We start from the raw sequence: 25330 nt of genomic DNA, 5'->3' as shown, positions 1-25330 counted from the left end.
TTCGCAGGGCTTTTCAATGTTACGATAGTCCAGTTACCATTTTTTCAATTGGGCATATACCAAATGCAAAGGAAAGCCCATGACATTATAGTACGAACCTTCAATTTTCTCCACACCGATATATCCTATCCATTCCTGAATACCATAAGCCCCTGCTTTATCCATGGGTTTGTAGTGATGGATATAATGCCATATCTCTTCCTCTTCAAGAAATCTAAATGTCACTATAGTTTCATCTTCTAGGGTTATTTGTCTGGAAATATCTCTTATAGTGACTGCAGTCATCACGGTGTGTGTAGACCCCGAAATACTTTTAAGCATATCAAAAGCTTCTTCCTCAGTGTTGGGTTTGCCAAGCACATGTCCATTTTCTATAACCACAGTATCTGAAGTAATGAGAATTTCATTTTCAGCTAATTGTCCATCAAAAGACTCAGACTTCAATTTCGAAAGATAGGCAGCAACGTATTCGGCTTGAAGGTCCTTAGGGATAGTTTCGTCAACGTTATTCACCCGGACTTCAAATTCAACTTCCAGGCCCTTTAAGAGTTCTTGGCGCCTCGGAGAGTTTGAGGCGAGGATTAGTTTCTTTCCGCTTAGATTACTAAAGAAAGGATTCATATTCGAAATTAAATTCATCTTGTTTAATACTGGCGAAAAGTAAGCCGCCTAATGCTTTTGGATAGAAATAGGTAGATTTTTGAGGCATCACTTGACCGCTTCTGCACACCTCTAAGACCTGTTCCAATTCCAATTCCCGAGTAATCACAGCAAAGCTTGCTTCACCGGATCGAACCTGATGAATGCACTTTGAGAAATTTCTCTCATAGACAATCTGATCAGAATTTCTTTGTTCAGCTACCGGAATGTTCAATATCCTCGCAAATACAACTTCATGGAGAACAGAAAGATCCAACTGCCTGATACTTTCAGGTAGATGTAAATTGATTTGGTCTATTTTACCTGCTTTCAGCTGTAAAGTGTAGCTCTCCTCTCCCATTACCAACCCAAAGGTATGAGGTTTATGAAAAGCATATGCACCTAATTCTTCAGGATCGGCAAATTTTTTAACATGAAACCAATCTTGGATCTTTGCTAGAAAATTTGCTTGGGCTAATTCCAATCCATAATATAGACGATGGGTTGGAAGTATTTTCAGGTGATTTCCGCTGGTATTTGTGAGGTACATCAGGTGATAATCATAGCCTTTCCATTTCTCATTAGGCAATTTCCCTTTCATTGATTTCCGATATTCAATAGCACCTTCTAATCTATGATGCCCATCTGCCAAAATCACTTGTTTGTTTTTTAACACTTTTAGAAAATGCTTAATGATTTCAGGTTTTTTGATAATTGCCATGACTTCTCTTACCCCCTGGTAATCTTCCAACTCGTAAATGGGATCTGCAATAGCTTCGTCCATATAGTGCTCTAACTGCTCGTCTTTATCTTCATACAGGCCATGAGTAGGACTTGCTTGAATTTGAGTCGTTTTTAGCAAATCTATCCTATCATTCACCGCAGAGACAATAGTATTCTCATGTCTTAGAATGACTTCCTCCTCCCATTCATAAGCTTTAATCTGAGCTATAAAACCTTTTCTACATCGCTCGTCATGTTCGCCCGGAAGACGGAAATATTGATAATAGACATAAATCCCCGGCTGCTGATCCTGCTGAATTACTCCCTCTGATTTCCATTTTAGAAGGGTTTTCAAAGCAGTTTGAGGAGGAATATCTCCCTGTGGCACAGAAAGGTGAATACTATTCAACGGATTATTGTAGAGCAATTGACGCTGGCGCGCCGAGACAACATCAAAAAGAGGAGCCGTTAATTCTTCCATTTTTGGAGCCAAAGCCTCTTCATATCGCCAAGCTTTGAGTGGTAATATTTCCGCCATTTTAGTGTAATCTATTTCTCCAAGCACTTTTAGCCTTTGGCTCAGAGCCATTTTGTAAAGTGGTTTGGGAACTATTCTGAGTATAAAATTCAACGGCTAAAGCAGATAACAATTCCAATTCTGAATCAGAAAATTGCTGCTCCAGAACAGATGGCTTAAAAAAGTTCTCTACAAACTTCGTATCAAAATTTCCACTTACAAAAGCTTCATGAGTAATAGCAAACTTGCAAAATTCAAGCGTAGTCTGAATACCTACAATCTTATAATCCTCAATTGCTCGTACCATTTTTTCAATAGCAGCAGTTCTGTTTTCAGCATGCGTAATCAATTTCGCAATCATAGGATCATAATAAATAGGAATCTTCATTCCTTCTTCAAATCCATCATCCACACGGATTCCTGCACCTTGTGGTCTTTGGTAGGTCTCAAGTGTTCCGATGTCTGGCAGGAAATTATTACTAGGGTCTTCGGCATAGACTCTTACTTCCAAAGCATGCCCATTAATTTTAAGATCTTCTTGCGCAAAAGAAAGAGGATTTCCTTCCGCAATTAAAATTTGCTCCCGAACAAGGTCTTTTCCTGAGATCATTTCTGTCACTGGATGCTCCACTTGTAAACGAGTATTCATTTCCAGAAAATAGAAATTCAAATTCTCATCGACAATAAACTCAACAGTGCCAGCCCCATAGTAGTCACAGGCTTTTGCCACGCCTACGGCTGCCTCACCCATCGCTTTTCTCATCTCTGGGGAAACAACTGCCGAAGGAGCCTCTTCTATTACTTTTTGATGTCTTCTTTGAATAGAGCATTCTCGCTCAAACAAGTAAACAATAGTCCCTTGTTGATCTCCCAGTATTTGGATTTCTATATGCCGCGGTGACGAGATGTATTTCTCTATGAAAACAGCACTATCACCAAAAGAAGATTGCGCCTCACTCACAGCCCGCTGCATTTGCTCTTCAAATTCCCCTTCATTTGCTACAATACGCATTCCTTTTCCACCGCCCCCAGCACTAGCTTTAATCAAAATAGGGTAACCTATTTCAGCTGCGCGGGCCTTGGCAAAAGGAATATTAGATATTGCTTCTTCTGTCCCCGGTACCAGAGGAATATTGTATTTAGAAACTGCCTGCTTGGCAGCAAGCTTTGATCCCATCACTTCAATTGACTCTGGGGAGGGGCCGATGAATATTAACCCCACATCCTTTACTTTCTTGGCGAAATCCGCATTTTCTGAAAGAAACCCGTAACCCGGATGAATCGCATCAACTCCTAACTCCTGACAAACGGCAATTATTTTATCACCGAGCAAATAGGATTGTGACGAGGCTGGGGGACCTAAGCATACTGCTTCATCGGCAAAAATAACATGCGGGGATAGTCTATCTGCCTCACTATAAACTGCTACTGTAGTAATGCCCATTTCTCGGGCAGTCCGCATGATTCGAAGACTTATTTCGCCTCTGTTTGCAACTAGAATTTTTTTGATTTTGGCCATTATCTCTGATATTATAAGCTAGAATTTGGGTTTTGGCTAAATAAAGAAATTTATCTGAGCTTTGTTAAGAATCATTTGTTTCACTGTTGTTTTTTGCTTGGGAGGCTTTAAAGTTTTATTTTTGTCGGATTTTAATGAACAGATCATTAAATCCCTTATCACTTAAATTCGAAACACTTTGGATCTATTTGCAAAATTAAAAATGAACATGGGCCCCTTGGGCAAACACTCAGAGTTTGCAGACGGCTATTTCTCCTTCCCAAAACTTGAAGGGGAAATTGCTCCTAGAATGAAATTTCAGGGGAAGGATGTTCTAACCTGGAGTTTGAATAATTACCTAGGCCTAGCAAATCATCCTGAAGTACGTAAAGCTGATGCTGATGCGGCCGCTGAATACGGTGCCGCTTATCCTATGGGCGCACGTATGATGTCAGGACAAACTACCCTTCACGAGCAATTAGAGGATGAATTGGCAGCATTTGTCAAGAAAGATAAAGCCTACCTATTGAACTACGGATACCAAGGTATCATGTCGGTGATCGACTCGCTTCTTGACAGAAAAGATGTGGTAGTTTACGATTCAGAATGTCATGCATGCATCATTGATGCACTTAGAATGCACCTGGGTAAGCGCTATGTTTTTCCTCATAATGATATTGAAAACTGCGAAAAGCAGCTGGAAAGAGCTACTAAACTTGCCAATGAAACAGGCGGAGGAATCCTTGTCATCACCGAAGGTGTATTTGGAATGACTGGTGATCAAGGAAAGCTAAAAGAAATCGTTGAGCTTAAGAAAAAATTTGAATTCAGACTTCTGATTGATGATGCCCACGGCTTTGGTACCATGGGTAAAACCGGGGCAGGTACAGATGAAGAGCAAGGTGTACAAGACCAGGTTGATCTTTACTTCTCCACTTTTGCAAAATCAATGGCTAGCATAGGCGCCTTTATCGCTGGCGACCCTGAAGTAATTTTGTTTTTGAGATACAATATGCGTTCTCAGATTTTCGCTAAGTCGCTTCCAATGCTTTTGGTAAAAGGTGCCTTGAAGCGTCTTGAATTACTGAAAACTCAGCCTGAGCTTAAAGATAATCTTTGGACAATTGTAAATGCACTTAGAGATGGGCTTCATGAGAATGGATTTAGCACTGGCAAATCAAATTCTCCTGTTACCCCAGTAGTACTGAACGGTACTGTCGGTGAAGCTGCTGCCTTGACAAAAGACCTTAGAGAAAACTTCGGTATCTTCTGCTCTGTAGTGATTTACCCAGTGATACCTAAAGGAATGATTATCTTGAGGTTGATTCCTACTGCTGTTCATACGTTAGAAGATGTAAAAGAAACGATCACCGCATTTGCAGCTATAAAAGAGAAATTAACAAGCGGGATTTACAAAAATTCTGAGTTTGCAATATCGGTTGGCGAATAAAAATAATTCAAAAAAAACGCCCTCAGGATTGAATTAGCAAGTATTTGGGCTATATTGAATTATAAATAAACTTTCATCAACTTTAAAAAAACACTTTTACTATGAGCAAATTTAGTGAAGTAAGCGAACTGGTTAATTCTCTTAAAGACGATTTTGAAAAGTTCTACGAAAAGGGAAATCAGGCAGCTGGTACCCGTGTAAGAAAAGGAATGCAAGACTTGAAGAACATGGCTCAAGACATCAGAAAAGAAGTTCAAGACATGAAGAACGCAGGTTGATTCCAACAATAAAAAAAGGTGACTAAATAGTCACCTTTTTTTATGCATAATGAGAGTTAAGAAGTGAATTTTAATACTCCACTTTATTATTTTCCTGAGCTATATCAGCTAATCTTTTTGAAGGATCAATCTCGATCGATTTAATAGATTCTAACTTTTTATTGATAGTAATAGTCTTTGTGAGATTTGTCCATGGCCAATCTTGAGAAATCACCCTAGTAGGGGCACCAGCTTCAGGAGCTTTTTCACCTCTCATGATTTCCAGAGGCAAATAAACCATCTCAGAAGTACCATCTTTATACGTAATCACCAAATCAATCGGCATTGGCATCAAACCTATTCGCTCTAGGGTAATTTCAGTTCCTTCACCTTGGGATTTCACCGATTTTATACCATAATCGATTGTCTTGGTGGTATATACAAAGTATTCTTTGTACCAATCCAGTTCCAAGCCGCTCTCTTTCTCCATAATGCGTACAAAATCATTCACATTAGGGTGCTTGAAACTCCACTTGTCGAAATAGCTATGAATACCTTTGTCTCTAGCTTCTTCACCTATAATATATCCCATTTGAGCCATGAATACGGCTCCTTTGGAGTAGGCTGCGGAACTGTAAGCTGCATTTGTATGATAGTGATCCGAATGTGTGCTCATCGGCTCTTCTTTACCTGAACTCACCAGTCTATAGTATCCAGCATAAGAACCTCTGAGCGGATTTTCACTAGGACGGAAAATAGCGGAAGAAGTAAGTGAAGATGCATAACTAGTAAAACCTTCGTCCATCCAAGGATAAAGTGCCTCATTTGTTGCTATCACGCCCTGATACCAGCTATGTCCCAGTTCATGAATCATCACACCTACCAAACTATTCAAATTACGGCCACCAGTAACTAATGTGGACATAGGATATTCCATACCACCGTCACCACCTTGAATCACTGAAAACTGCTTGTATGGATATTGACCAAAATGTTCAGACATAAATTCTATTGCCTTCGGGGTATAATCCATAAGTTTCACCCAGTTCTCGGTAGCTCCTTCTTCAGGGATATACAGGTGATGTACAGTTATACCATTATCCATCAAAAATTTATCGTGTCGATACTTAGGATCACCGGCCCACATAAAATCGTGTACCTGTGGGGCTTTGAAATGCCAAGTCAGGTTCTCTCCTTTTGGCTCAGGTACATTCACTCCTGCATCTTCATAGCCATGACCAATTTCGTTTGGGTTTTGCAAGTAGCCCGTTCCTCCAAGTACATACGTTTTATCAATGGTGATTTTCACATCAAAATCTCCCCAAATACCATAAAATTCGCGACCGATGTAAGGATTCGCATGCCATCCTTGCTCGTCATACTCAGACATTTTAGGATACCACTGAGACATAGAATACCTCACTCCTTCTCCACTATCTCTCCCAGATCTTCTGATCTGTAGCGGTACTTGGCCGTTGAAAGACATTTCAAATGTAGCTTCCGAATTTGGCAAAATCGGCTCTGTAAGGTCCACTTCAAGAATGGTCCCTACTTCATTATATTTCACAGGTTTACCATTCATGGTCAGGCTATTTACTCTTAAATAACCTATCTCATCTGGCTTTAATTTGCTGATGCGATCTCCCACCCTTCGGTCAGGATCAGCGATACTTCTGGATCTTTCATCCATCATGCTACCAGGCTGAAAGGCATTGTAATACAGATGATAAAAAACACGATGAAGCGTGTCAGGTGAATTGTTTGTGTAAACCAACACTTGTGTTCCTGTGTATTGGTTAGTTTTAACGTCCATATTGACGTCCATTTGGTAATCAGCAGCTTGTTGGAATCTTCCTGTCTGAGCAAAGACTCCGCCGCTTAGTACCATTAAAAGAAAAAGCCCGTAAATAGGCTTAGCCAATTTAATATGCATAGTGATTAGTTTTTTGACAAAGAAAACTAAATCCAAAAGCGTTCCAAAACCACCCGTAAAAAACAAGGGCACCAGAATCACTCTGGTACCCTTGTATGGAATATCAAGTCTTAAAAACTATTCAACTTTCATAATGTTTATCGTAATACTCCTGATACGCTCCTGAAGTCACGTGGTCCAGCCACTCCTGATTGTTCAAGTACCAATCAATGGTGATTTCTATGCCTTCTTCAAATTGTAAACTTGGCTCCCACCCGAGTTCTTCTTTGATCTTAGTAGCATCGATCGCATAGCGCATATCATGGCCAGCACGGTCTTTTACATAGGTGATCAGTTTTTCAGAAGTTCCGGCTTCTCGACCAAGCTTTTGATCCATTTTTTGGCAAAGCAACTTCACAATATCTATGTTCTTCCACTCATTGAACCCACCGATGTTGTAAGTTTCTCCAGGCTTACCTTGATGAAAAACTGTGTCAATAGCTCTGGCATGGTCTTTTACAAATAACCAGTCACGGATATTCTCACCTTTTCCATAAACGGGCAAAGGCCGATTGTTTTTGATATTATGTATGCAAAGAGGAATTAGTTTTTCAGGAAAATGGTTCGGTCCATAATTGTTAGAACAGTTAGAAACCACCGTTTTCATGTTGTAAGTGTTAGCATAAGCCCTAACAAAATGGTCTGATGCTGCTTTAGAAGCAGAATAAGGAGACTGAGGATCATACGAGGTAGTTTCTAAAAAGAATCCACCATCGTGTAATGAACCATAAACTTCATCTGTAGACACATGATAAAACAAGTGTTCAGATAAATTCTCGCTCCAGAATTCCTTAGCAGCATTAAGGAGATTTACTGTCCCAAAAACATTGGTCTTCACAAATGCCAATGGGTCAGTAATCGAACGATCCACATGCGATTCTGCTGCCAAATGAATGACATCAGTAATGGAATGCTTCTTAAAAATGGCAGTCAGCGCCTCTACATCTTGAATATCAGCTTTTTCAAAAGTATAATTTGAAGCGCCTTCCACCGCTTTCAAATTCTCCAAATTTCCTGCATAGGTCAAAGCATCAAGATTTACAATTTCATACTGTGGGTACTTGTGCACAAAAAGTTGGATCACATGACTACCTATGAATCCGGCCCCACCGGTGATTAATATTGATTTGCTCATTTTATTTTTTATAATAATCTAAATACCAATCTGTGAAAGATTTCACTCCCTGGTCAATTGGTGTATTTGGTTTGTAGCCTGTATCTCTTACTAAATCAGAAACTTCTGCATGAGATGAAAGTACGTCTCCTGGCTGCATTGGAAGCAAATTCATTTCGGCTTTTTTGCCCAATCCTTTCTCCACAGCATGTATGTAATCCATCAATAAAACTGGAGTCGAATTCCCAATGTTGTATACTTTGTATGGAGCTACAGAACTTCCCGGATCAGGATTCTGCCCATCAAAATCAACATTTGGACTTGCGGGCCTATCTGCAACTTTGATCACACCTGTCACTATATCATCTATGTAAGTGAAGTCTCGCTTCATTTTGCCATAATTGAACACCTGAATCGGCTCACCTTTCACGATAGCTTCTGTAAACAGGAATAATGCCATATCTGGTCTACCCCATGGACCATAAACCGTAAAGAATCGCAAGCCTGTGGTAGGAATATTGAACAAGTGACTGTAGGTATGCGCCATCAGCTCATTAGACTTCTTTGAAGCTGCATACAAACTGATTGGATGATCTACTGAATCAGAAGTGGAGAATGGCATCTTCTCATTTGAACCGTAGACAGAACTGGAGGAGGCATAGACCAAGTGCTTGACAGGATGAAAGCGACAGGCTTCCAGTATATTCAAGAAAGCGACAATATTACTTTCTATATAAACTTCAGGATTGCTCAATGAATATCGAACACCCGCTTGAGCAGCTAAATGGATAACCACATCAAACTTTTCTTGTGCAAAAAGATCAAGAAGTGTTTCCTTAACAGCAAGATCCTGCTGGATAAACCTATAGTCCGGGATAGAATTAGATTGTACTAGTTTACCTTTTTTTACTAAGTCACGCTGAATTCCCATATGGGCCAAACGTGCATATTTCAGGTTGATGTCGTAGTAGTCATTTATTACATCCAGACCAACAACCTCATCACCTCTCTCCAAAAGCTCCTTTGCAACGTGAAATCCAATAAAACCGGCAGTTCCGGTGACCAGGTACTTCATGGGTTTATAATTTTATTGACATTGGTCTCACGAAATCTCGCAGGATTGAAAATCTTTCCAGAGGCTGAAGGATTACACTTGCTAGATTTCATAAATAAAAATTCAAAGGTTATTGATGAGCAAATATAAGTTATTCAGCGCTACTAGCCTGCTTTAATACACGTTCGTATTGTGCAAAAATCCCTTTTTGCACCTGAGTCCTTTCATAATTTTCGCAGACGTGCTGATATAGATTAGCCGCCAATTCAGCCATTTTATCCCGTTTCACGTAAGCGAATTCCATTGCTTCCTTAAGTATCTCTACGTTTTTCACAGGAAATATTAAACCTGTTTTTTGCTGGGTGATCACGTCTGTATTGCCAATGATATCAGAGCAAATCACAGGCAATTCCATCGCTCCAGCTTCTAAAAGCACATTAGGGAAGCCTTCACGATGAGAAGGATGAACCAACACATCTGCCAACGCAAGGTAATGAGCTACATGATCTGACCAGTCTATCTGTACTATCCGAGGGTGATCGGTTATAATTTTAATAGTCTCTGGACTGAGCGGATTTAGGTCCTGTTCAAAACTTCCAAGAAGTACCAGTTTGGACTTACCCACAATCTTTGAACTCAAGAAAGCATCCACCAATTCCTGAATCCCCTTATCTCTAACTAATCGACCAACCGATAATATGATGAAATCATCTTCGCCAGGAAGTATCCGCATGGTGGCAGCCACTAGGTGATTTTCTTTCAGAACTCCACGGTTGAATTTCTCCAAATCCACACCATTTGAGGAGCCTTTACCGATAACTGTCAATTTCTCAGATGAACAGAGATTATTCTCAATCACAAAGTTTTTTAAGCCAAGAGAATTTGGCCAAACATGAGAAGCATAACTATAGGTAATTTTCTCCATTTTCTCGAGTAGACTTTTCTTTCCACCTTCGGCAGCCATGTATGGAATTCCCGCCAGCGTATGAATTCTTATATTCACACCAGCAAATTTCGCAGCAATCATCCCCAATAATCCCGCTTTTGGCGTATGTGTGTGCACAATATCAGGTTGTTCTTTTTTGATCAACTGATACAATTGCCACAGACATTTTAAATCTTGGAATGGAGTGATTTTACGGGTAAAAGGAATCACCTCATGCCTCGCCCCTTCCTCCTTGACTAATTTGGGAACTTCTCGGCCATCGGCACTTACCATCAGTACATCCCAACCCTGCTCCCTCATAAACTTCATTTGCCCAGCAAGTAGCAGTTTGAGAGAAATCGGAACGGTGGTTATTCGAATAAGTTTAGGCATCAAAAAGGGTTTCTATCTAAAACGACGAAGGTAAGACTTTTGAGTCTTTTAACCCTGAAAAAATGCAAATGGTATTCCAAAAAGTAGGCTTATAGAATTTCAATTGTTCGGATTTCGACTTTAATTTTTTGATCAGAGCCAACACTTCTTATTTCTTCTGAATAAATAGGCCAACCCCAACCATGAATTACTGAAACATTTTCTACAGTATTTGAAAGTGAACCAACTTCAGCCATCAACCCATTTAATTCTTCCTCCGTGGCTTTTGGCATCATTGTTTTCAATACCAATCTGGTTTCGGAAGTTAATTGTTCAGCGTTTGCTTCGGAAAACGATACTATCCTGTAATCATTATCTTCTGGAAAAATCTCCTCCAAAAGGACATAAACCTGAGTTTCCAACCTATTCTTTCCTAATACATTTGGAGAGTATAAAATCCCGGACAGTTCCTCTCCAAGTTTGTATTCAGCCCCGTGAAAATTAAGAAACTGCAAGACATCCTTGATACTTTGTGTTTCAATAGAATTCTTGGTTCTATAGATTGTGAAGGTTTGATCCACCATTGCATCAATCTGAGGGATATTTCCAAACATCGACTTAAGAGTATCCCCGCTCTTTCTATAAAACTCACTAATATCTTCCCAGTTTGTCACCTCTTGAAAAGCTCCATATTCATCTGTTCGAAATTTCACCAATGAACCTTCCGAAATTGTCATCAACTTTTCCATTAAATTTTGGTATGCAGAATCCCTTTCCCCTAGATTCAATACAAAATCCCGATACGTCCAAGACACTTCATAACTGCTCTCAGTACTATCCAAAATCTCCATATCCACTACATAAGAAATTTCATTCCAATTGCTTGTGTCATTATCTATTATTTCAAATGATTCTAGCGCGATATGGTAGGAGTTAGTCTCTTTTATTTCCCAGTAAGCTATCGTTCTTACTGTGGAGTCCTCCATGTTAATTTGAGAAAAGGCGATTTGAGAGATGACCATGAGAATGATCAATAGCGATACTTGTTTTTTCATAAACATTAAAATAGTCCGCAAGAAAGCTATTTTCTCGAATCAAACTACTTTTTGTTTTTTCAAAACTTTTAAAAATTTACGAAGTTTTAGATACAATTGAGTTGTTGTCCATACCTAAAACAGTAATAACTAATTTAATCTCCTTCTTCCAACTCAAAAATCTCCTCTAGTCTAATTCCAAAGATTTTGGATATCTTAAGTGCCAAGACAGTGGAAGGCACATACTTCCCCGCCTCAATACTGTTGATTGTCTGCCTTGATACACTGACTTTTTCCGCCAGATCCTGTTGCGTCATGTTGTGCCTTGCTCGCTCGACTTTTATGGAGTTTTTCATTTATGGCAAAAGTACTTTCGGTAATCAAACATAGTACAACACATTAATCCTTTGAAGCCATGAACTTCTGATATTGAAATGCCGCGTAGATGTAAGCATTCAACAAGAACAATACTAAATAGGCTGTGAATATCTCTGAAGTAATTCTATCAAAGCGCAGGTAATTGATCAGCATTAATGCAGCAATACCCCAAATCAGCCAATAAGAGCCTGTTTGAAATGCCTGAAGTCTAAAAGACTTAATCATCTCATCTTCATCTTTCTCTCTGGAAAGATTCAGCAACCCAAAGCCAATTGCCCAGCAGCCGTAAATCACTTGAGCAGATTCGTCTGGACTTATATCCATTCTAGCTATCGCCATCCCAATGACTAGAATAACAGGAAGCGGAAAAAACATAAACGCTACTTTCTTCCAAACTGGAGAAAGCAAGGGCACATGTAGAATTGATTTCTCTTTCATAAGACAAGTTATTTTTACCAAATGTAAAACAAACTTTACTATATGACAAAATATTTTGTCTAATAAATTTGTAAGGCGTTTTGGATTAAATCATCACACCTTCATAATATTTTATGAATTCACATAAAAACAGCTGTATTGTTTACCTTTATGCAACAAATCCAATCAATAATTAAATTTTCAATGATTTCGACAATGAAAATAGCCATCATTGGCTGTGGCAACCTAGGAGCTTCTATCGCAAACGGACTTTTGAAACGCGATGATTTTGATCCAAAAAATCTCACCCTAACAAAACGACATGTGGATAGCCTCAGTGGTTTTGCTGTCTTGGGGGTAAACGTTCAAAGTGATAACGTTTCTGCCGCTGCAAATGCAGACATAATAATCCTCGGAGTGAAACCGTATAACGTCGCTCCTATTCTGGCTGAAATCAAGCCATCATTGAAATCAAAGGACCAAATCATCATATCTCTGGCCACAGGAATAACACTTGCAGAGATGTATCAAGTCATAGACTCTAGTAGTATCACCTTTCGGGCTATGCCAAATATCGCTGCAGATATCCAAGAGTCAATAACCTGCATCTGTGCTCAAAATGCAGATTCAGATCAAATCAAACTCGTATCTGAATTATTTGACGGAATAGGATTCACCATACCTATTGACGAAAGCTTGATGGAAGCAGCAACAGTGTTGGGTGCCTGCGGGATAGCATATGTATTACGATTTATGCGAGCGATGATCCAAGGAGGGATTCAGATTGGGTTTGATTCGGTGACTGCCAGCAAAATCGTAAACCAAACAGTAAAAGGTGCTGCTGAGCTTATGATTCAAAAAAATATGCATCCAGAGGCCGCTATTGACAAAGTGACTACCCCAAAAGGCTGCACTATAGTAGGGTTAAATGAAATGGAACATCAAGGCTTCAGTTCTGCAATGGTTAGAGGTGTTATTGCCAGTTATGAGAAAATTGCGAAATAATTGATTTGGTAATAAATTAGTAATATTCAAGGAATATTGAATCAAAATCAGGAAAAATTACTATTTAATTGAATAAGAATAATTTTAAGATTGTTTTTCTTTTGAATCTTTTCACTAGATTTGTCTCGGGTGATAAACAACTTTTGCTATTCCTTTTTCAATGACACGATTTTTAAAGGAAGGACTGTTTGGTACTTTTTCTTCCTTCCTTTCATATATTTCCCAATAAAAAAGCCTTCCCATTTTAAATGAGAAGGCTTTTTTGTTGGTTTATATCAAACTGAACTAGTCAAATATCTCTGCTAGTTTTGCTTCTAAGCTTGGACCTCTTAGGTCTTTTCCAATTATTTTCCCATCTGGATCGATCAAATAGGTAGCTGGAATGGCATTTATCTGGTATAGCTCTGCAGCAGCTGAATTGAAATATTGCAAGTCGGAAACTTGTGTCCAAGTCAATCCATCCTCAGCAATAGCATCTACCCAAGCCTCTTTCGTACGGTCTAGAGACACTCCAAATACCTCAAATCCTTTTTCATTATATTCATTGTAAAGCCTCACTACATTTGGGTTTTCTTCACGGCAAGGCTTGCACCAAGCAGCCCAGAAATCAATCATGACATACTTACCTCTTAGGTCAGAAAGTTTGATAATTTCTCCTTCAGGATTAGGCAACTCAATTTCAGGAGCTATTTGTCCCATTGAAAGTGCTCTCATCTCATCCAATTGCTGCTTTATCTGAATAATTGACTTAGTCTCTGGGTATGTTTCGTCAAGTTTTGCAACCAGACTATCCATAAACTGAAATTCATTTTTAGGATTCAACAGACCGATAGCCGCCAGTGATGCAAAACTATCCCCCATACTATTGATCACATTCTTTACTTCTGTAGACTGGTTACTTTCCAATGCCATTGCATCAGTCTGAATTTGTTTAATCTCTTCGGTATTGTTTTCGCCCATTGCTTTATAATAAGCCTCGTTGAGGGCATTGACCTTGGCTTGATATGCCTCCATCAACTTTTCGATTTTCAGCATTTCTTGTGAATCTTTGGAGCCCTTTATTACTAAACTTTCAGGGTTAGCAAAATCATAAGAAATATTCACATCCTCTTTGAAGAGAGCTAGACGAATAGATTTTTCTCCATACATATTCAACTCGTAAAAAGTTGGAGTATTGACTTCCACTTCATAGCTGAAATTGCCTTTGTCATCTACCTCCAGCGTATCCAAAACTTTAGGGCGACTATCTGTAAACTGCGAAAGTATTACCGCACCAACCCTGGAGTTCTCAAGGTTCCCTGTGATTTCTACTTTCCCATCATTTACTTGCTTTTCCTCACAAGAGAAAAAAGATAAGAGTAGTAGAAATACTATTGCGTTCATTTTGTTCATCATGGGTTAATTCTGTAATAATTCTGTTAATAGTTTTGTAGCAACTTTTGGGTCAGCTTTTCCTTGAGACTCCTTCATCACCTGTCCCATGAATAAACCCATCAAGCCTTTTTTACCTGATTTATATTCTTTTACTTTCGCCGCATTGGCAGCCAGCACCTGTTCTACAATTGGTTTCAGTGAAGATTCATCGCTTTCCTGAATCAAGTTCAATCGCTGTGCTATCTCCATTGGATTCTCACCTGTGTTCTTCAGCAACTCGGGAAAAACATGCTGTGCAGCTGCCGTGTAGCTTACTTTACCTTCCTCCACTAGAGTAATCAAAGCAGCCAAAGTCTCATGGGTAATAGGATAAGTCTCTTTTGATAACGATTGCTCACCAAGCGACAATTTCACTGGCCCCATCATCCAATTAGACGCAGCTTTGTAATTAGTAGTTTTAGTGCAAAGTTCATTAAACCACAAAGCAACGTCTTTAGACTCGGTCAAAAAGCTAGCATCGTAATCTGGTAAACCAAACTCTTCCACAAACTTTTTGTGAAGATCTCTCGGCAAAACAGGCATAGTGGCTTTCACTGCATTCAACCACTCGTCTGACACTACCACAGGACTCAAATCTGGCTCTGGGAAATACCGATAGTCATTCAAATCTTCCTTGGTACGCATACTAGCAGTTAGCCCCGTAGTTGCATCGAAGGTTCGCGTTTCAGAAACAACTTCTTCTCCTGCTTCAATCAAACCTATCAATCGCTCATGCTCATGCTCGATCGCACGAAACACATTCCTGAAGGAATTCATATTTTTCACTTCTACTTTTTTGCCTAGCTCTTTTGAGCCTTTCAGCATCACGGACACGTTGGCATCACAGCGAAGCGATCCTTCTTCCATATTTCCATCACAGATATCAAGGTATTTTACCAATTTCTTCACCTCAGTCAAGAACGCATAAGCTTCCTCTGGACTGTGCAAATCAGGCTCAGTGACGATTTCAATCAATGGAGTGCCAGCTCGGTTAAAATCTACCAAAGTATCAGTTTCCTCAGCTAAGTGAATAGATTTACCTGCATCTTCCTCCATATGAACACGATTCAGAATTACTTCCTTTTTGCGGCCATCCGCCAATTGAATCGGTACAGTACCTCCTAAGCAGATTGGACCTTTGTCCTGCGTCAACTGGTATCCTTTTGGAAGATCTGGATAAAAGTAATTTTTCCGTGCGAACACGTTGTGTCGAGTAATTTCAGAATTACAAGCCAATCCCATCTTGATGGCAAAGGCTATCGCCTTTCTATTCACCTTGGGTAAAGTACCAGGATGCCCAAGGGTAATTGCAGAAATCTGTGTATTTGGTGATTTCCCATACTCGTTAGCATCAGCTGCAAACATTTTACTCTCAGTCAAAAGCTGCGCATGCACCTCCAAACCGATGATCAACTGATATTTATTCCTTAATTCTTCGCTTAGCATTCGCGCGTTTTTTCAGTGTTTTTAAAGGTACAACTCTCTGGCTTTCACCACTACATTTTCTAGCCCTGCGAGGTTTTTTCCTCCTGCAGTGGCAAAAAACGCTTGTCCTCCACCTCCCCCTTGTATTTCTTTTGCCAATTCTCTGACAATTTGACCAGCATTTAAATTTTTCCTTGCAATCAAGTCCTCATCTATGATTACAGCAATTTGCGGTTTATCATCTACTTTGGCTGCCAAGATCACAAAAGCATTCGCGATCTCATTCTTCAGCTCATAAGCTAGCTTTTTCAATGAATCCGCATTTGGCAGTTCCACCTGAGCAATCAAAGTATTGATACCTTCATTGGCTACAAATTGCTTAAGCAATTCTACTTTTACACCTGATGCTTTCTCTAAATGCAACGCATCAATCTCTTTCTTCAAGTCATTTCGCTCTTGGAGTAAAGCCTCGATTGACTTCGTCAGATCTTTAGGATTCTTCAGCAGCTCTTGAATTTCCTTTACCAAATGTTCCTGCTTTCGGAAATAGTCTACAGCTGCTTTTGCAGTGATCGCTTCAATCCTACGAACACCAGAAGCACTGGAAGCTTCAGAAACGATCTTGAATAATCCAATTTTACTTGTCTGAGGTACGTGAGTTCCTCCACAAAGTTCCACAGAGAAATCCTTGTCGAAGGTAACCACACGTACGAAATCACCATATTTCTCCCCAAAAAGCGCTGTAGCACCTTGCTTTTTAGCTTCTTCAATTGGGACATTTCTTTGTTCTGAAAGCGGAATATTTTCTCGGATTTTCTCATTCACAATATCCTCTACCTTAGAAATCTCCTCTTCAGTCAATTTACTGAAATGGGAAAAATCAAAACGTAGTAAGTTTTGATTTACTAAAGAACCACGCTGCTGAATGTGGTCTCCAAGAACTTCTTTCAACGCTGACTGAAGCAAATGAGTAGCTGTGTGATTATTTTCTGTTAGAAAACGCTTTTCAGCATCCACTTCTGCCCCGAACTTTGCTTCGGGATTTGCAGGGAGCTTTTCCACAAAATGAACGATTAAGTCGTTCTCTTTTTTGGTGTCAATTACTTTAACTGTTTCAGTATCAGAAATCAACAAACCTGTATCCCCTACCTGTCCACCAGATTCCGCATAGAATGGAGTTTTATCCAGTACAAGTTGGTATTTATCTCCTTTTTTATCAGAAATCACGCGGTACTTGATAATCTGCGCATGAGCTTTAAGAAAATCGTAGCCTACAAATTCAACTCCATTGTCTTCATTCACGATTACCCAATCACCAGTTTCGGATTCAGATGCGGCACGCGAACGCGTTTTCTGCGCTTCCATTTCCTGCGCAAAGCCTTTTTCATCAAGAGAAAGTCCGCTTTCACGTGCAATCAATGAAGTCAAATCAAGCGGAAAACCGAAGGTATCATAAAGCTCAAAGGCGGTTTTCCCCGGAATTACATTTTCACCTTTCTCAGACAATTCAATTTTAATCTGATCGAGCATTTTCAAACCATTATCCAAGGTTCGGAGGAATGAAGTCTCCTCTTCGAAAATCACCTTCGCTATAAACTCCTGCTGCTGTCTTACCTCTGGGAAAATATCTCCAAAATTATCAGCGATCAGACTTGTCAACTCATATAAAAACGGTTCATGGAAACCTAAGAAAGTATACCCATAACGAACCGCTCTTCTCAGAATTCTACGTATCACATAGCCTGCCTTATTATTGGAAGGCAATTGCCCATCAGCGATTGTAAATGAAATCGCACGAATGTGATCCACGATCACTCGGAATGCAATATCAGTAGGCAAGTCCTCACCATAAACTTTGCCTGACTTCTTAGCCAAAGCAGCCAAGAACGGAGCAAATAGATCGGTATCGTAATTGGAAGATTTGTGTTGAATAGCTCTCACCAAACGCTCAAAACCCATTCCTGTATCTACATGAGTAGCCGGTAAAGGTTTCAAAGATCCATCAGAAACTCTATTGAACTGCATGAATACCAAGTTCCAGATCTCGATCACTTGTTCGTGATCGTTGTTTACCAAATCCTTACCCGCTATAATAGCGCGCTCAGCGTCTGATCTTAAGTCAATGTGGATTTCAGAGCAAGGACCGCAGGGTCCCACATCACCCATTTCCCAGAAGTTGTCCTTCTTGGAACCCATTATAATTCGATCCTCAGGAACTATAGCTTTCCAAAGATCATAGGCTTCCTGATCAAGATCTAGGCTATCACCTGCATCACCTTGAAAAACAGACACATACAATCTGTCTTTATTAAGTCCATATACCTCAGTCAATAACTCCCAAGCCCATTCGATCGCTTCCTTTTTGAAGTAATCTCCAAAAGACCAGTTGCCCAACATCTCAAACATCGTGTGGTGGTAAGTATCCACTCCCACTTCTTCCAGATCATTGTGCTTGCCACTTACCCGAAGGCATTTCTGTGAATTGGCAACGCGGGAGTATTTGGCGATTTCATTACCTAGAAATGCGTCTTTGAACTGGTTCATTCCCGCATTTGTAAACATCAGAGTTGGGTCATTTTTAACCACAATCGGTGATGAGGGAACATAGTGATGTTGCTTGGTTTGGAAAAACTCAATAAAGGTGCTCCGTATTTTCTTTGCTTCCATGAAGGTTTTGAGGCAATTAAGAATGCTATTTAGGCCAATTTTAGCCTTTTTTATTGGGGGACAAAATTAGCAGAATTGATGGTGTTACCTGCATAGGGGGAAGAATTTCTCTCTTTGTAAATCTCTCTCCATGGCGCAAAGGCGCAATTTCATATTTCTTAACCTTTGGGGTTTTCGGAACCTCGAAGGTTTTCGAATTTATACTAAAAGGAATTAACAAATTTCCCCCGATGGCACACATGAAATTTATAAGACGACCTGCCCTAAAAAGGCAAAAAATACTTTTCTGGGAAATATCGAACCAAATTCAATTAAAAATCACACCCTTTCAGGGCTAAGGCATTTACGCTTTTATATTACGATGGGCTTCAGCCATCGCTTGTATATGCAGCCCTTATAGGCTAAAAACAAAATGTTCTATCTCCTGATTCAATCGGTATTCTCAGCTTTGATATCTCCATAAATTGTAATTCTGTTCATAAGTTTTATAATCAACTTTCGCTGCGTCGCTGCGAGCAAAACCCGTTCATCTCCTTGGAAACTCATAAATCCTATTTCTCACTTCGTAAATCTTTCTTACTTTCAATAAAACTTTTAAAATCTCAATTATAACGAATGAGCTATCTGGATAAAATAACCTCCCCTACGCTACTTCTTGACGAAAAAATCTGCCGGGCAAATATCAAACGTATGGCTGATAAGGCTGAACGTCATGACATGAAGCTTGTTCCGCACTTCAAAACTGCTCAGTCCAACCAAATTGGCGATTGGGCTAAAGAATATAATATCACCGAAGTGACTGCTTCTTCCATCCAAATGGCTGAATACCTCGCAGGGCAAGGATGGGTAAACATCCACATTGCTTTCCCATTCAATCCTCTTGAGATCCCGAAGCTTAATAAAATAGCTGAAAGGCAATCTATTTCAGTTCAGGTAATCAATGCAACTACTGCCCAAATGCTAGTAGATCAATTGGAATACCCAGTTGGTTTTTTCATAGAAATTGATGCTGGTTACGGTAGAACAGGCGTAGAAGTGAGTGATTTTGGTTTGATCGAGGAGATTTTATTGATCGCCAAGAAGTCAGACAAACTTAACTTCAAGGGCTTTTATTTGCACGCAGGTCATTCCTATTACATGCCTGATATACCTGCACTTTATGAGCAAACCCGCAATGCCCTGAGTATGCTAAAACATAAATACAATTCAGAATACCCAAAATTGGTCACCAGAACTGGTGATACTCCTGGCTGCGCAGTGATGGAAGATTTCGGGGATATCGATGAGATGGGGCCTGGTAACTTTGTTTTTTATGACTTGATGCAAGCAGAATTGGGCGGGTGCGACAAGGAAGACATCGCCGTTTGCTTAGCTGTTCCAGTCGTGGATATCAAAAAAGATCGAAAGGAAATTCTAATTCATGGTGGCGGAGTTCATCTGGCAAAGGATGTTCTTGTAGGAGAAAATGGCCTGAAGAACTTTGGAGAAGTAGTCTACCTAAACGAAAAGGGTTGGACTATTCCTGAAAACAAATCATTCCTTAAAAGTATATCTCAGGAACATGGAATCATCAAAGCTTCCGACGAATTACTAGCAAAAGTAAAAGTTGGTGACATCCTTGGAATCCTTCCTGTTCACTCCTGTATGACTGCTGACTGCATGGGGGAATACTTGACACTAGACGGGAAAATAGTGGATCATGCGGAAGGAAAGAGAAAGTAATTAGTTTCACTTTTCAGTAAATTTTCAATTAAACCCAGACCATAACTCTGGGTTTGTTTTTAGCACAAGACTAAACCATGATTAAAGACATCAAACTTTTAAATACTGAAGTGCTCTCAGACAATTGGTATACACTTCGTAAAATCACTTTTCAATTCACCAAGAAAAATGGCGAGGTTATCACTCAGGATCGTGAAGCTTACGATCGAGGAAATGGTGCCACCATTCTCTTATATAATCAGGAAAAGAAATCAGTCATTCTTACCCGTCAGTTTCGCCTACCAACCTACAGCAATGGCAATAAAACAGGCATGATGATCGAAGCATGTGCTGGGCTTCTAGACAAGGATAATGCTGAGGACTGCATTCGAAGAGAGACTGAGGAGGAAACTGGCTATGTGGTCAACGATGTGAAAAAGGTCTTTGAAGCCTACATGTCTCCAGGTTCAGTTACAGAAATTCTGTATTTCTTTATTGCCGCTTACTCAAAGGACATGAAAGTAAGTGAAGGTGGTGGCGTAGATCATGAGGAAGAAAACATCGAAGTGTTGGAAATTCCTTTCGAAGAAGCTTTGGAGATGGTCAAAAATGGAGAGATCAAAGATGCCAAAACGATTATGCTGATTCAGCATTTGAGATTACAGGGCATTCTTTAAAATCAAAATCAGTCACTTATTTTAAAGGTCTATAATCTTTAAAAATGTGGAAATGATCAAAATAAAAGGTAGTAAGACATAAATTAGTTAAGTTCCCCTACCCCCTTTGAAAAGGGGAAGCTCAAACAAATACAAGGTTATTACACATTGCGTGAGCATTAGCTAAACGAATAAAACTTCATAAACTTTATTCATACTGTACCTACGCCCAACTCGAAATCACCCGCTATTTTACTCAATCCAAAGAAGAAATTTACTATGCTTCACAACCGCAACTAGCCTTGGAGGCACAGAAAGGTTTTCCATGGAAGTGCGGACATTCGAATTTTATTCAGAAGGTATTTTTCACTTTGTCCTTAAAGGTAAGGATGGCTTATTGCCAAAAAGCTGGATGTTGATTCACACGAAAACTGGATGATCTTTAGCTATGCAGCATGCTTCGCCGCAGTGACACTGAGAATCTGGCTACCAATCCTAGTCACGGTGGATCAATGAGATTTTATCCCAGCCTATCCCATAGTCGCTTGCCTGTGGCAGGTTCCAAATATGGCGGCGGCTTTCTTGATGGTTAGGAGAAGGAAAGTTGCACAGACAGTAATTAAATTTTGCTCTCTTTAAATTCCATGGCCATCAACTTTATATACTAGCTCCAAAAAAAAATCAGCGAAAATCCATGGCCGTTGCTGTGAACATCAGAGGAAAAAAGGAGCTCAAAAAAAGCCCTGATCTATAAATCAGGGCTGTTGATAATAGTTGGCTTAATTTAGAAATAAAGGGTTTTGCTTCGACCTTTTGAGTCTGTTACTCTCACGTGGACATCCTTCGCATTAAACTTGCTGAATGAATAATCCTTTTTAAAACCTTCTTCTTGGGATATTTGCTCTGTGTAAATCACTTTACCGCTTTCGGAAGAAATAATTTCTACTTCAACGCCGGGCTCATTTAGCCCAAACACTGATAGACTTACGGTATTATTGTCAATAAGTTTACCTGAAGCCATCAGCGGCAATGCTGAATCTGGGGTAGGTTTCTCAAATGTCTCTACTGTGTAAGTAACTTCCTCCTCTTCTGTAACGATTTTGACCTGATAGTCTCCAGCTGGCATGTTTTCCATATTGTAAGGAACCATCAAATTCTCACCTTTGACGCGCACATTTCTGTTATTTAATACTTTGCCGTCCGTGGATAAAATAGTGATTTTCGCCTTGCCTACTCCCTCATTGAGCGTCACATTGATTTTTTTGTAATTGGAATTTACTGCAGAAAGAGCTCTCAAATCTTCACTTGCATTTGCTACGAATGAGCCAAAAGATAAAGTACTTGCAAGTGCTACTGTGAATAAAGTTTTCATAATATGTTGGTTTAGAAGTGTTGTGCTATACCTATTGCGAAGTGCATACCAAAGCAAAAAACAATCTTTGCTAAAAGACTTAATTAATTCTAGATATTAATTTTTATAACAAATAATCAGAATTAAATTTTGAAACAAATCCAAATAATTAACAAAACCTGTATAAAAACTGATCACATCTGTGACCGACTGTAATGTCAGCGGACAGTTTTAGACGGATTACAGCATTTCTGAGGTTGCACCATGTTACACTTGTTAATAAAATTTAATTTTGAAAAAATCGAAAAAACAGTTCATTAGATTACGCTACTAACAAATAACATGTACGCTTATGAACACACTTTGTCCGAATGAATACAAGTAGGTGATCAGATTTAGAACTAACTTTCACCTACTTTCTAAAACTTGCTACCAGTGCTATTCGTTAGGCTTAGTCTGATTAATCAATCCCAACTGATTTTATTTTCTTTCGCCATACATGAGAATCTTCCCACTTACTATAGTATATATTCTGCTCTCTATTGGGATAGCAATAGGTCAGCAATTGACTTTGAAGCTCACTCCTAACAGTACTATTGGACAGAGGAAAGAATATATTTTTAGTAAAGTGATGGATTCAAGAGTTCAAAAATCAGTAGGACAGGTATACGATTCAGAGCGGAATAAGCTGACAGCTACCTTTGACGGAAAATTAGCTGAGCAAGCAAAGTTTTTTTATAATTCAAGAATCACATCAGATCAGAATACTTCATATAATATTCTAGTCAAAATTTACAATTTAGATCTTAAAGAAATCTACCAAGCTAATCAGCGAGGATATAAAGGAGAGATTCAACTAAGTCTTGGCTTTTTTGTCCAAGGTGAAGGAAATCCAGTTCATTTAGTTGACTTTAATGGAAAAGCTAACTATGGAAGACCTGCCAATCAAACTACAAACGTGCAAAAAAGTGTGCAGCAATTATTTGAAAATAGTTGGGAATACTTCGATGCTTGGTTTAGCAGCCAAGCGCCTACCAATAGATCCTTGGCAAAGACTGTAAAGTTGAATATTCTTGACCCTATCCTACCTAGTACCAAGGACACTGTCTATTATGATCCAGAAAGGCCTTTGACATGGGACGATTTCTCTGAATCTCCAGACCCTACAAGCTCCTTCAATGCAACCATTTTTAGCAGCTTGTCAATCGAAGGAAACGCAGAAATAGTAGCTGGGGAAATCATCCAGACAATTTTCATAAAAGTATATATGCTACCAGATCAGTCTTGGGTGAAGAATGCAGATGACTACGCAAACAATCATGAGCAGAAGCATTTTGACCTGACCAGAATTGCTGCCGACCGAATGATCTACGCATTAAATAACGCAGATTTGGAACCGGCCTTCTTTGAAGCAACACTCAATGACATCTATTTGGACGCCTATCGAGAGATGAATAAGCTTCAGGAATTGTATGATGGCCAAACCCGAAATGGTTTAAACAGAGATGTACAGGCTAGATGGAACCAGATAATTAAAGAGTCGCTGACTGGAAATTGGGAAAAGCTAGATCACTTATTGGAAACAAATAACTAAAGTATGTGGTTAGCTTATCAGTTTTGGGTAATCAACAAACTTTCAAAAAAACTCATCTCAATTTGCATTTTCTCATTCACCTCCTATCTTTGCCAACGATAATGGAAAACAGCAATAGAAATATTGATTTTTTAGCGACTGCACATCAAGGCAACTTGATGCATCATTTCCATCATTCCTCCTGAGGAATATTTTTACACACACGGTGAAGCCGATGATAGGGATTCCGCTTTTCACCATTATTTACTTACAATCTTTTATTTCATAGCGTAACTTGCCAACATGGAAAAAATTATCCGTATTGCCGTGCAGAAAAGCGGCAGACTATCTGACGATTCACTCAGCCTCATCAAAGAATGTGGCATCAAATTTTATAATGGAACGGGCAAACTCAAGTCCACTTCCACCAATTTCCCAATCGAATTCTTGTTTCTTCGTGACGACGATATTCCAGGCTATGTAGCTGATGGAGTAGCTGACTTAGGTATTGTAGGTCAGAATGAGGTGGTAGAGAAAGACAAGAATGTCACTACAATGAAGGCTTTAGGATTCTCTAAGTGCCGACTTTCCCTTGCTGTAGCAAAAGGTCAGGAATATAACGGAGTAGAGTTTTTCGAAGGAAAAAACATTGCTACATCCTACCCAAAAATCCTTGGAGATTACCTTAAAAGCCAAAATATCAACGCAGACATTCACGAAATTTCAGGTTCGGTTGAGATCGCTCCAAGCATAGGATTAGCGGAAGGAATCTGCGATATAGTCAGCTCTGGCTCCACACTGATGATGAACGGGCTGAAAGAAGTAGAAGAGATCTTCAAATCCGAGGCTGTCCTGATCGCAAATAACGATTTGCCAGATTGGAAAAAGGAGATCGCGGAAAAATTACTCTTTAGAATCAATGCGGTTCAGAAAGGGAAAAGCAGCAAATACGTGCTACTAAACGCACCAAATGAATCCATTGAGCGAATTATAAGCTTGATTCCTGGTATGCGTAGCCCTACGATATTGCCACTTGCTCAAGAAGGCTGGTCATCTGTGCACTCAGTATTGAATGAAGATCAATTCTGGGAAAATATCGAAGAACTCAGAGCTGCCGGTGCAGAAGGAATACTAGTCGTTCCTATAGAAAAGATGATTCTTTAATTCTGCAAAGCTATTTGTATAACCC

22 protein-coding genes are annotated in these 25330 nt (G+C 39.5%); 8 read left to right on the top strand and 14 right to left on the bottom strand.

Annotation, left to right across the window (positions count from 1 at the left end; all coding sequences use genetic code 11):
• Nucleotides 1-33: 33 nt before the first annotated feature.
• From QOL76_RS12060 to QOL76_RS12050, 3 genes are read right to left on the bottom strand one after another with little or no spacing between them, the layout of a single operon-like run.
• The gene (locus QOL76_RS12060; RefSeq protein ID WP_283413219.1) at nt 34-621 is read right to left on the bottom strand and encodes a Maf family nucleotide pyrophosphatase; all 588 of its coding nucleotides are present in this window, start codon (nt 619-621) and stop codon (nt 34-36) included.
• Nucleotides 605-1951, bottom strand: coding sequence for a DUF1015 domain-containing protein (locus tag QOL76_RS12055; protein WP_346771408.1), 1347 nt, complete (start codon nt 1949-1951; stop codon nt 605-607). The genes QOL76_RS12060 and QOL76_RS12055 overlap by 17 nt, the downstream gene beginning before the upstream one ends.
• Entirely contained in the window at nt 1902-3398 is a 1497-nt protein-coding gene (locus tag QOL76_RS12050; RefSeq protein WP_283413218.1) for an acetyl-CoA carboxylase biotin carboxylase subunit, read from the bottom strand. Before QOL76_RS12050 ends, QOL76_RS12055 begins: the two co-directional genes overlap by 50 nt.
• Nucleotides 3399-3576: 178 nt before the next feature.
• Here QOL76_RS12050 and QOL76_RS12045 point away from each other — a divergent pair, with 178 nt between their 5' ends.
• A complete protein-coding gene (locus QOL76_RS12045; protein ID WP_283413217.1) occupies nt 3577-4827 on the top strand; it encodes an aminotransferase class I/II-fold pyridoxal phosphate-dependent enzyme in 1251 nt (416 codons plus the stop codon).
• Nucleotides 4828-4928: 101 nt separating this feature from the next.
• Nucleotides 4929-5105, top strand: a complete 177-nt coding sequence (locus QOL76_RS12040; RefSeq protein ID WP_057938062.1) for a histone H1 — start codon at nt 4929-4931, stop codon at nt 5103-5105.
• Between the two features lie 70 nt (nt 5106-5175).
• Here QOL76_RS12040 and QOL76_RS12035 read toward each other — a convergent pair whose 3' ends face one another.
• From QOL76_RS12035 to QOL76_RS12005, 7 genes are all read right to left on the bottom strand, one after another.
• Nucleotides 5176-7017, bottom strand: a complete 1842-nt coding sequence (locus tag QOL76_RS12035) for a M1 family metallopeptidase (protein WP_283413216.1) — start codon at nt 7015-7017, stop codon at nt 5176-5178.
• A gap of 121 nt (nt 7018-7138) precedes the next feature.
• Entirely contained in the window at nt 7139-8191 is a 1053-nt protein-coding gene (gene rfbB / locus QOL76_RS12030) for a dTDP-glucose 4,6-dehydratase (RefSeq protein WP_283413215.1), read from the bottom strand.
• Between the two features lies 1 nt (nt 8192).
• Complete coding sequence (locus tag QOL76_RS12025) at nt 8193-9245, bottom strand: NAD-dependent epimerase (RefSeq protein ID WP_283413214.1); 1053 nt, start codon at nt 9243-9245, stop codon at nt 8193-8195.
• A 130-nt stretch (nt 9246-9375) separates the two neighbouring features.
• A complete protein-coding gene (locus tag QOL76_RS12020; protein WP_283413213.1) occupies nt 9376-10542 on the bottom strand; it encodes a glycosyltransferase family 4 protein in 1167 nt (388 codons plus the stop codon).
• Nucleotides 10543-10631: 89 nt separating this feature from the next.
• On the bottom strand, nt 10632-11576 hold the full coding sequence (locus QOL76_RS12015; protein WP_283413212.1) for a hypothetical protein: 945 nt from the start codon (nt 11574-11576) through the stop codon (nt 10632-10634).
• Between the two features lie 134 nt (nt 11577-11710).
• Complete coding sequence (locus QOL76_RS12010; protein WP_283413211.1) at nt 11711-11911, bottom strand: helix-turn-helix transcriptional regulator; 201 nt, start codon at nt 11909-11911, stop codon at nt 11711-11713.
• A 43-nt stretch (nt 11912-11954) separates the two neighbouring features.
• Nucleotides 11955-12371 (bottom strand): hypothetical protein, encoded by a 417-nt coding sequence (locus tag QOL76_RS12005; RefSeq protein ID WP_283413210.1) that lies wholly within the window; start codon nt 12369-12371, stop codon nt 11955-11957.
• A gap of 183 nt (nt 12372-12554) precedes the next feature.
• Between QOL76_RS12005 and proC the strand changes: the two genes are divergently transcribed.
• Nucleotides 12555-13355, top strand: a complete 801-nt coding sequence (gene proC / locus QOL76_RS12000; protein ID WP_283413209.1) for a pyrroline-5-carboxylate reductase — start codon at nt 12555-12557, stop codon at nt 13353-13355.
• Nucleotides 13356-13640: 285 nt separating this feature from the next.
• On the opposite strand, the gene QOL76_RS11995 is transcribed toward proC, so the two are convergent.
• Genes QOL76_RS11995 through alaS form a run of 3 tightly spaced genes read right to left on the bottom strand, consistent with a single transcriptional unit; the run spans nt 13641 to nt 18860 of the window.
• Nucleotides 13641-14738 carry a redoxin domain-containing protein gene (locus tag QOL76_RS11995; protein WP_346771407.1) on the bottom strand — a complete coding sequence of 366 codons (1098 nt, stop codon included), beginning with the start codon at nt 14736-14738 and terminating at the stop codon, nt 13641-13643.
• Between the two features lie 15 nt (nt 14739-14753).
• Nucleotides 14754-16214 (bottom strand): Asp-tRNA(Asn)/Glu-tRNA(Gln) amidotransferase subunit GatB, encoded by a 1461-nt coding sequence (gene gatB / locus QOL76_RS11990; protein ID WP_283413208.1) that lies wholly within the window; start codon nt 16212-16214, stop codon nt 14754-14756.
• Between the two features lie 21 nt (nt 16215-16235).
• On the bottom strand, nt 16236-18860 hold the full coding sequence (gene alaS, locus QOL76_RS11985) for an alanine--tRNA ligase (RefSeq protein ID WP_283413207.1): 2625 nt from the start codon (nt 18858-18860) through the stop codon (nt 16236-16238).
• Between the two features lie 615 nt (nt 18861-19475).
• On the opposite strand from alaS, the gene QOL76_RS11980 reads away from it, so the two are divergent.
• The 3 genes from QOL76_RS11980 to QOL76_RS11970 all read left to right on the top strand — a co-directional run bounded on the left by QOL76_RS11980 (nt 19476) and on the right by QOL76_RS11970 (nt 21733).
• Nucleotides 19476-20582: an alanine racemase gene (locus QOL76_RS11980; RefSeq protein ID WP_283413206.1), complete on the top strand. Its 1107-nt coding sequence runs from the start codon at nt 19476-19478 to the stop codon at nt 20580-20582.
• 77 nt (nt 20583-20659) lie between these two features.
• The gene (gene nudK / locus QOL76_RS11975) at nt 20660-21238 is read left to right on the top strand and encodes a GDP-mannose pyrophosphatase NudK (protein ID WP_283413205.1); all 579 of its coding nucleotides are present in this window, start codon (nt 20660-20662) and stop codon (nt 21236-21238) included.
• 375 nt (nt 21239-21613) lie between these two features.
• Entirely contained in the window at nt 21614-21733 is a 120-nt protein-coding gene (locus tag QOL76_RS11970) for a DUF2306 domain-containing protein (RefSeq protein WP_283413460.1), read from the top strand.
• Nucleotides 21734-22001: 268 nt separating this feature from the next.
• Here the strand turns inward: QOL76_RS11970 and QOL76_RS11965 are convergent, their stop codons facing one another.
• On the bottom strand, nt 22002-22589 hold the full coding sequence (locus QOL76_RS11965) for a copper resistance protein CopC (protein ID WP_283413204.1): 588 nt from the start codon (nt 22587-22589) through the stop codon (nt 22002-22004).
• 478 nt (nt 22590-23067) lie between these two features.
• Between QOL76_RS11965 and QOL76_RS11960 the strand changes: the two genes are divergently transcribed.
• Both QOL76_RS11960 and hisG read left to right on the top strand, forming a co-directional pair.
• On the top strand, nt 23068-24162 hold the full coding sequence (locus QOL76_RS11960; protein WP_283413203.1) for a hypothetical protein: 1095 nt from the start codon (nt 23068-23070) through the stop codon (nt 24160-24162).
• A 282-nt stretch (nt 24163-24444) separates the two neighbouring features.
• Nucleotides 24445-25305 carry an ATP phosphoribosyltransferase gene (hisG, locus tag QOL76_RS11955; protein ID WP_283413202.1) on the top strand — a complete coding sequence of 287 codons (861 nt, stop codon included), beginning with the start codon at nt 24445-24447 and terminating at the stop codon, nt 25303-25305.
• Nucleotides 25306-25330: the final 25 nt, after the last annotated feature.

The sequence above is a fragment of the Algoriphagus winogradskyi genome (assembly GCF_900182815.1).
GTDB classification, from domain to species: domain Bacteria; phylum Bacteroidota; class Bacteroidia; order Cytophagales; family Cyclobacteriaceae; genus Algoriphagus; species Algoriphagus winogradskyi.
The sequence above is the reverse complement of the archived record's forward strand: the minus strand, read 5'-3'. Positions and strand labels throughout refer to the sequence as shown.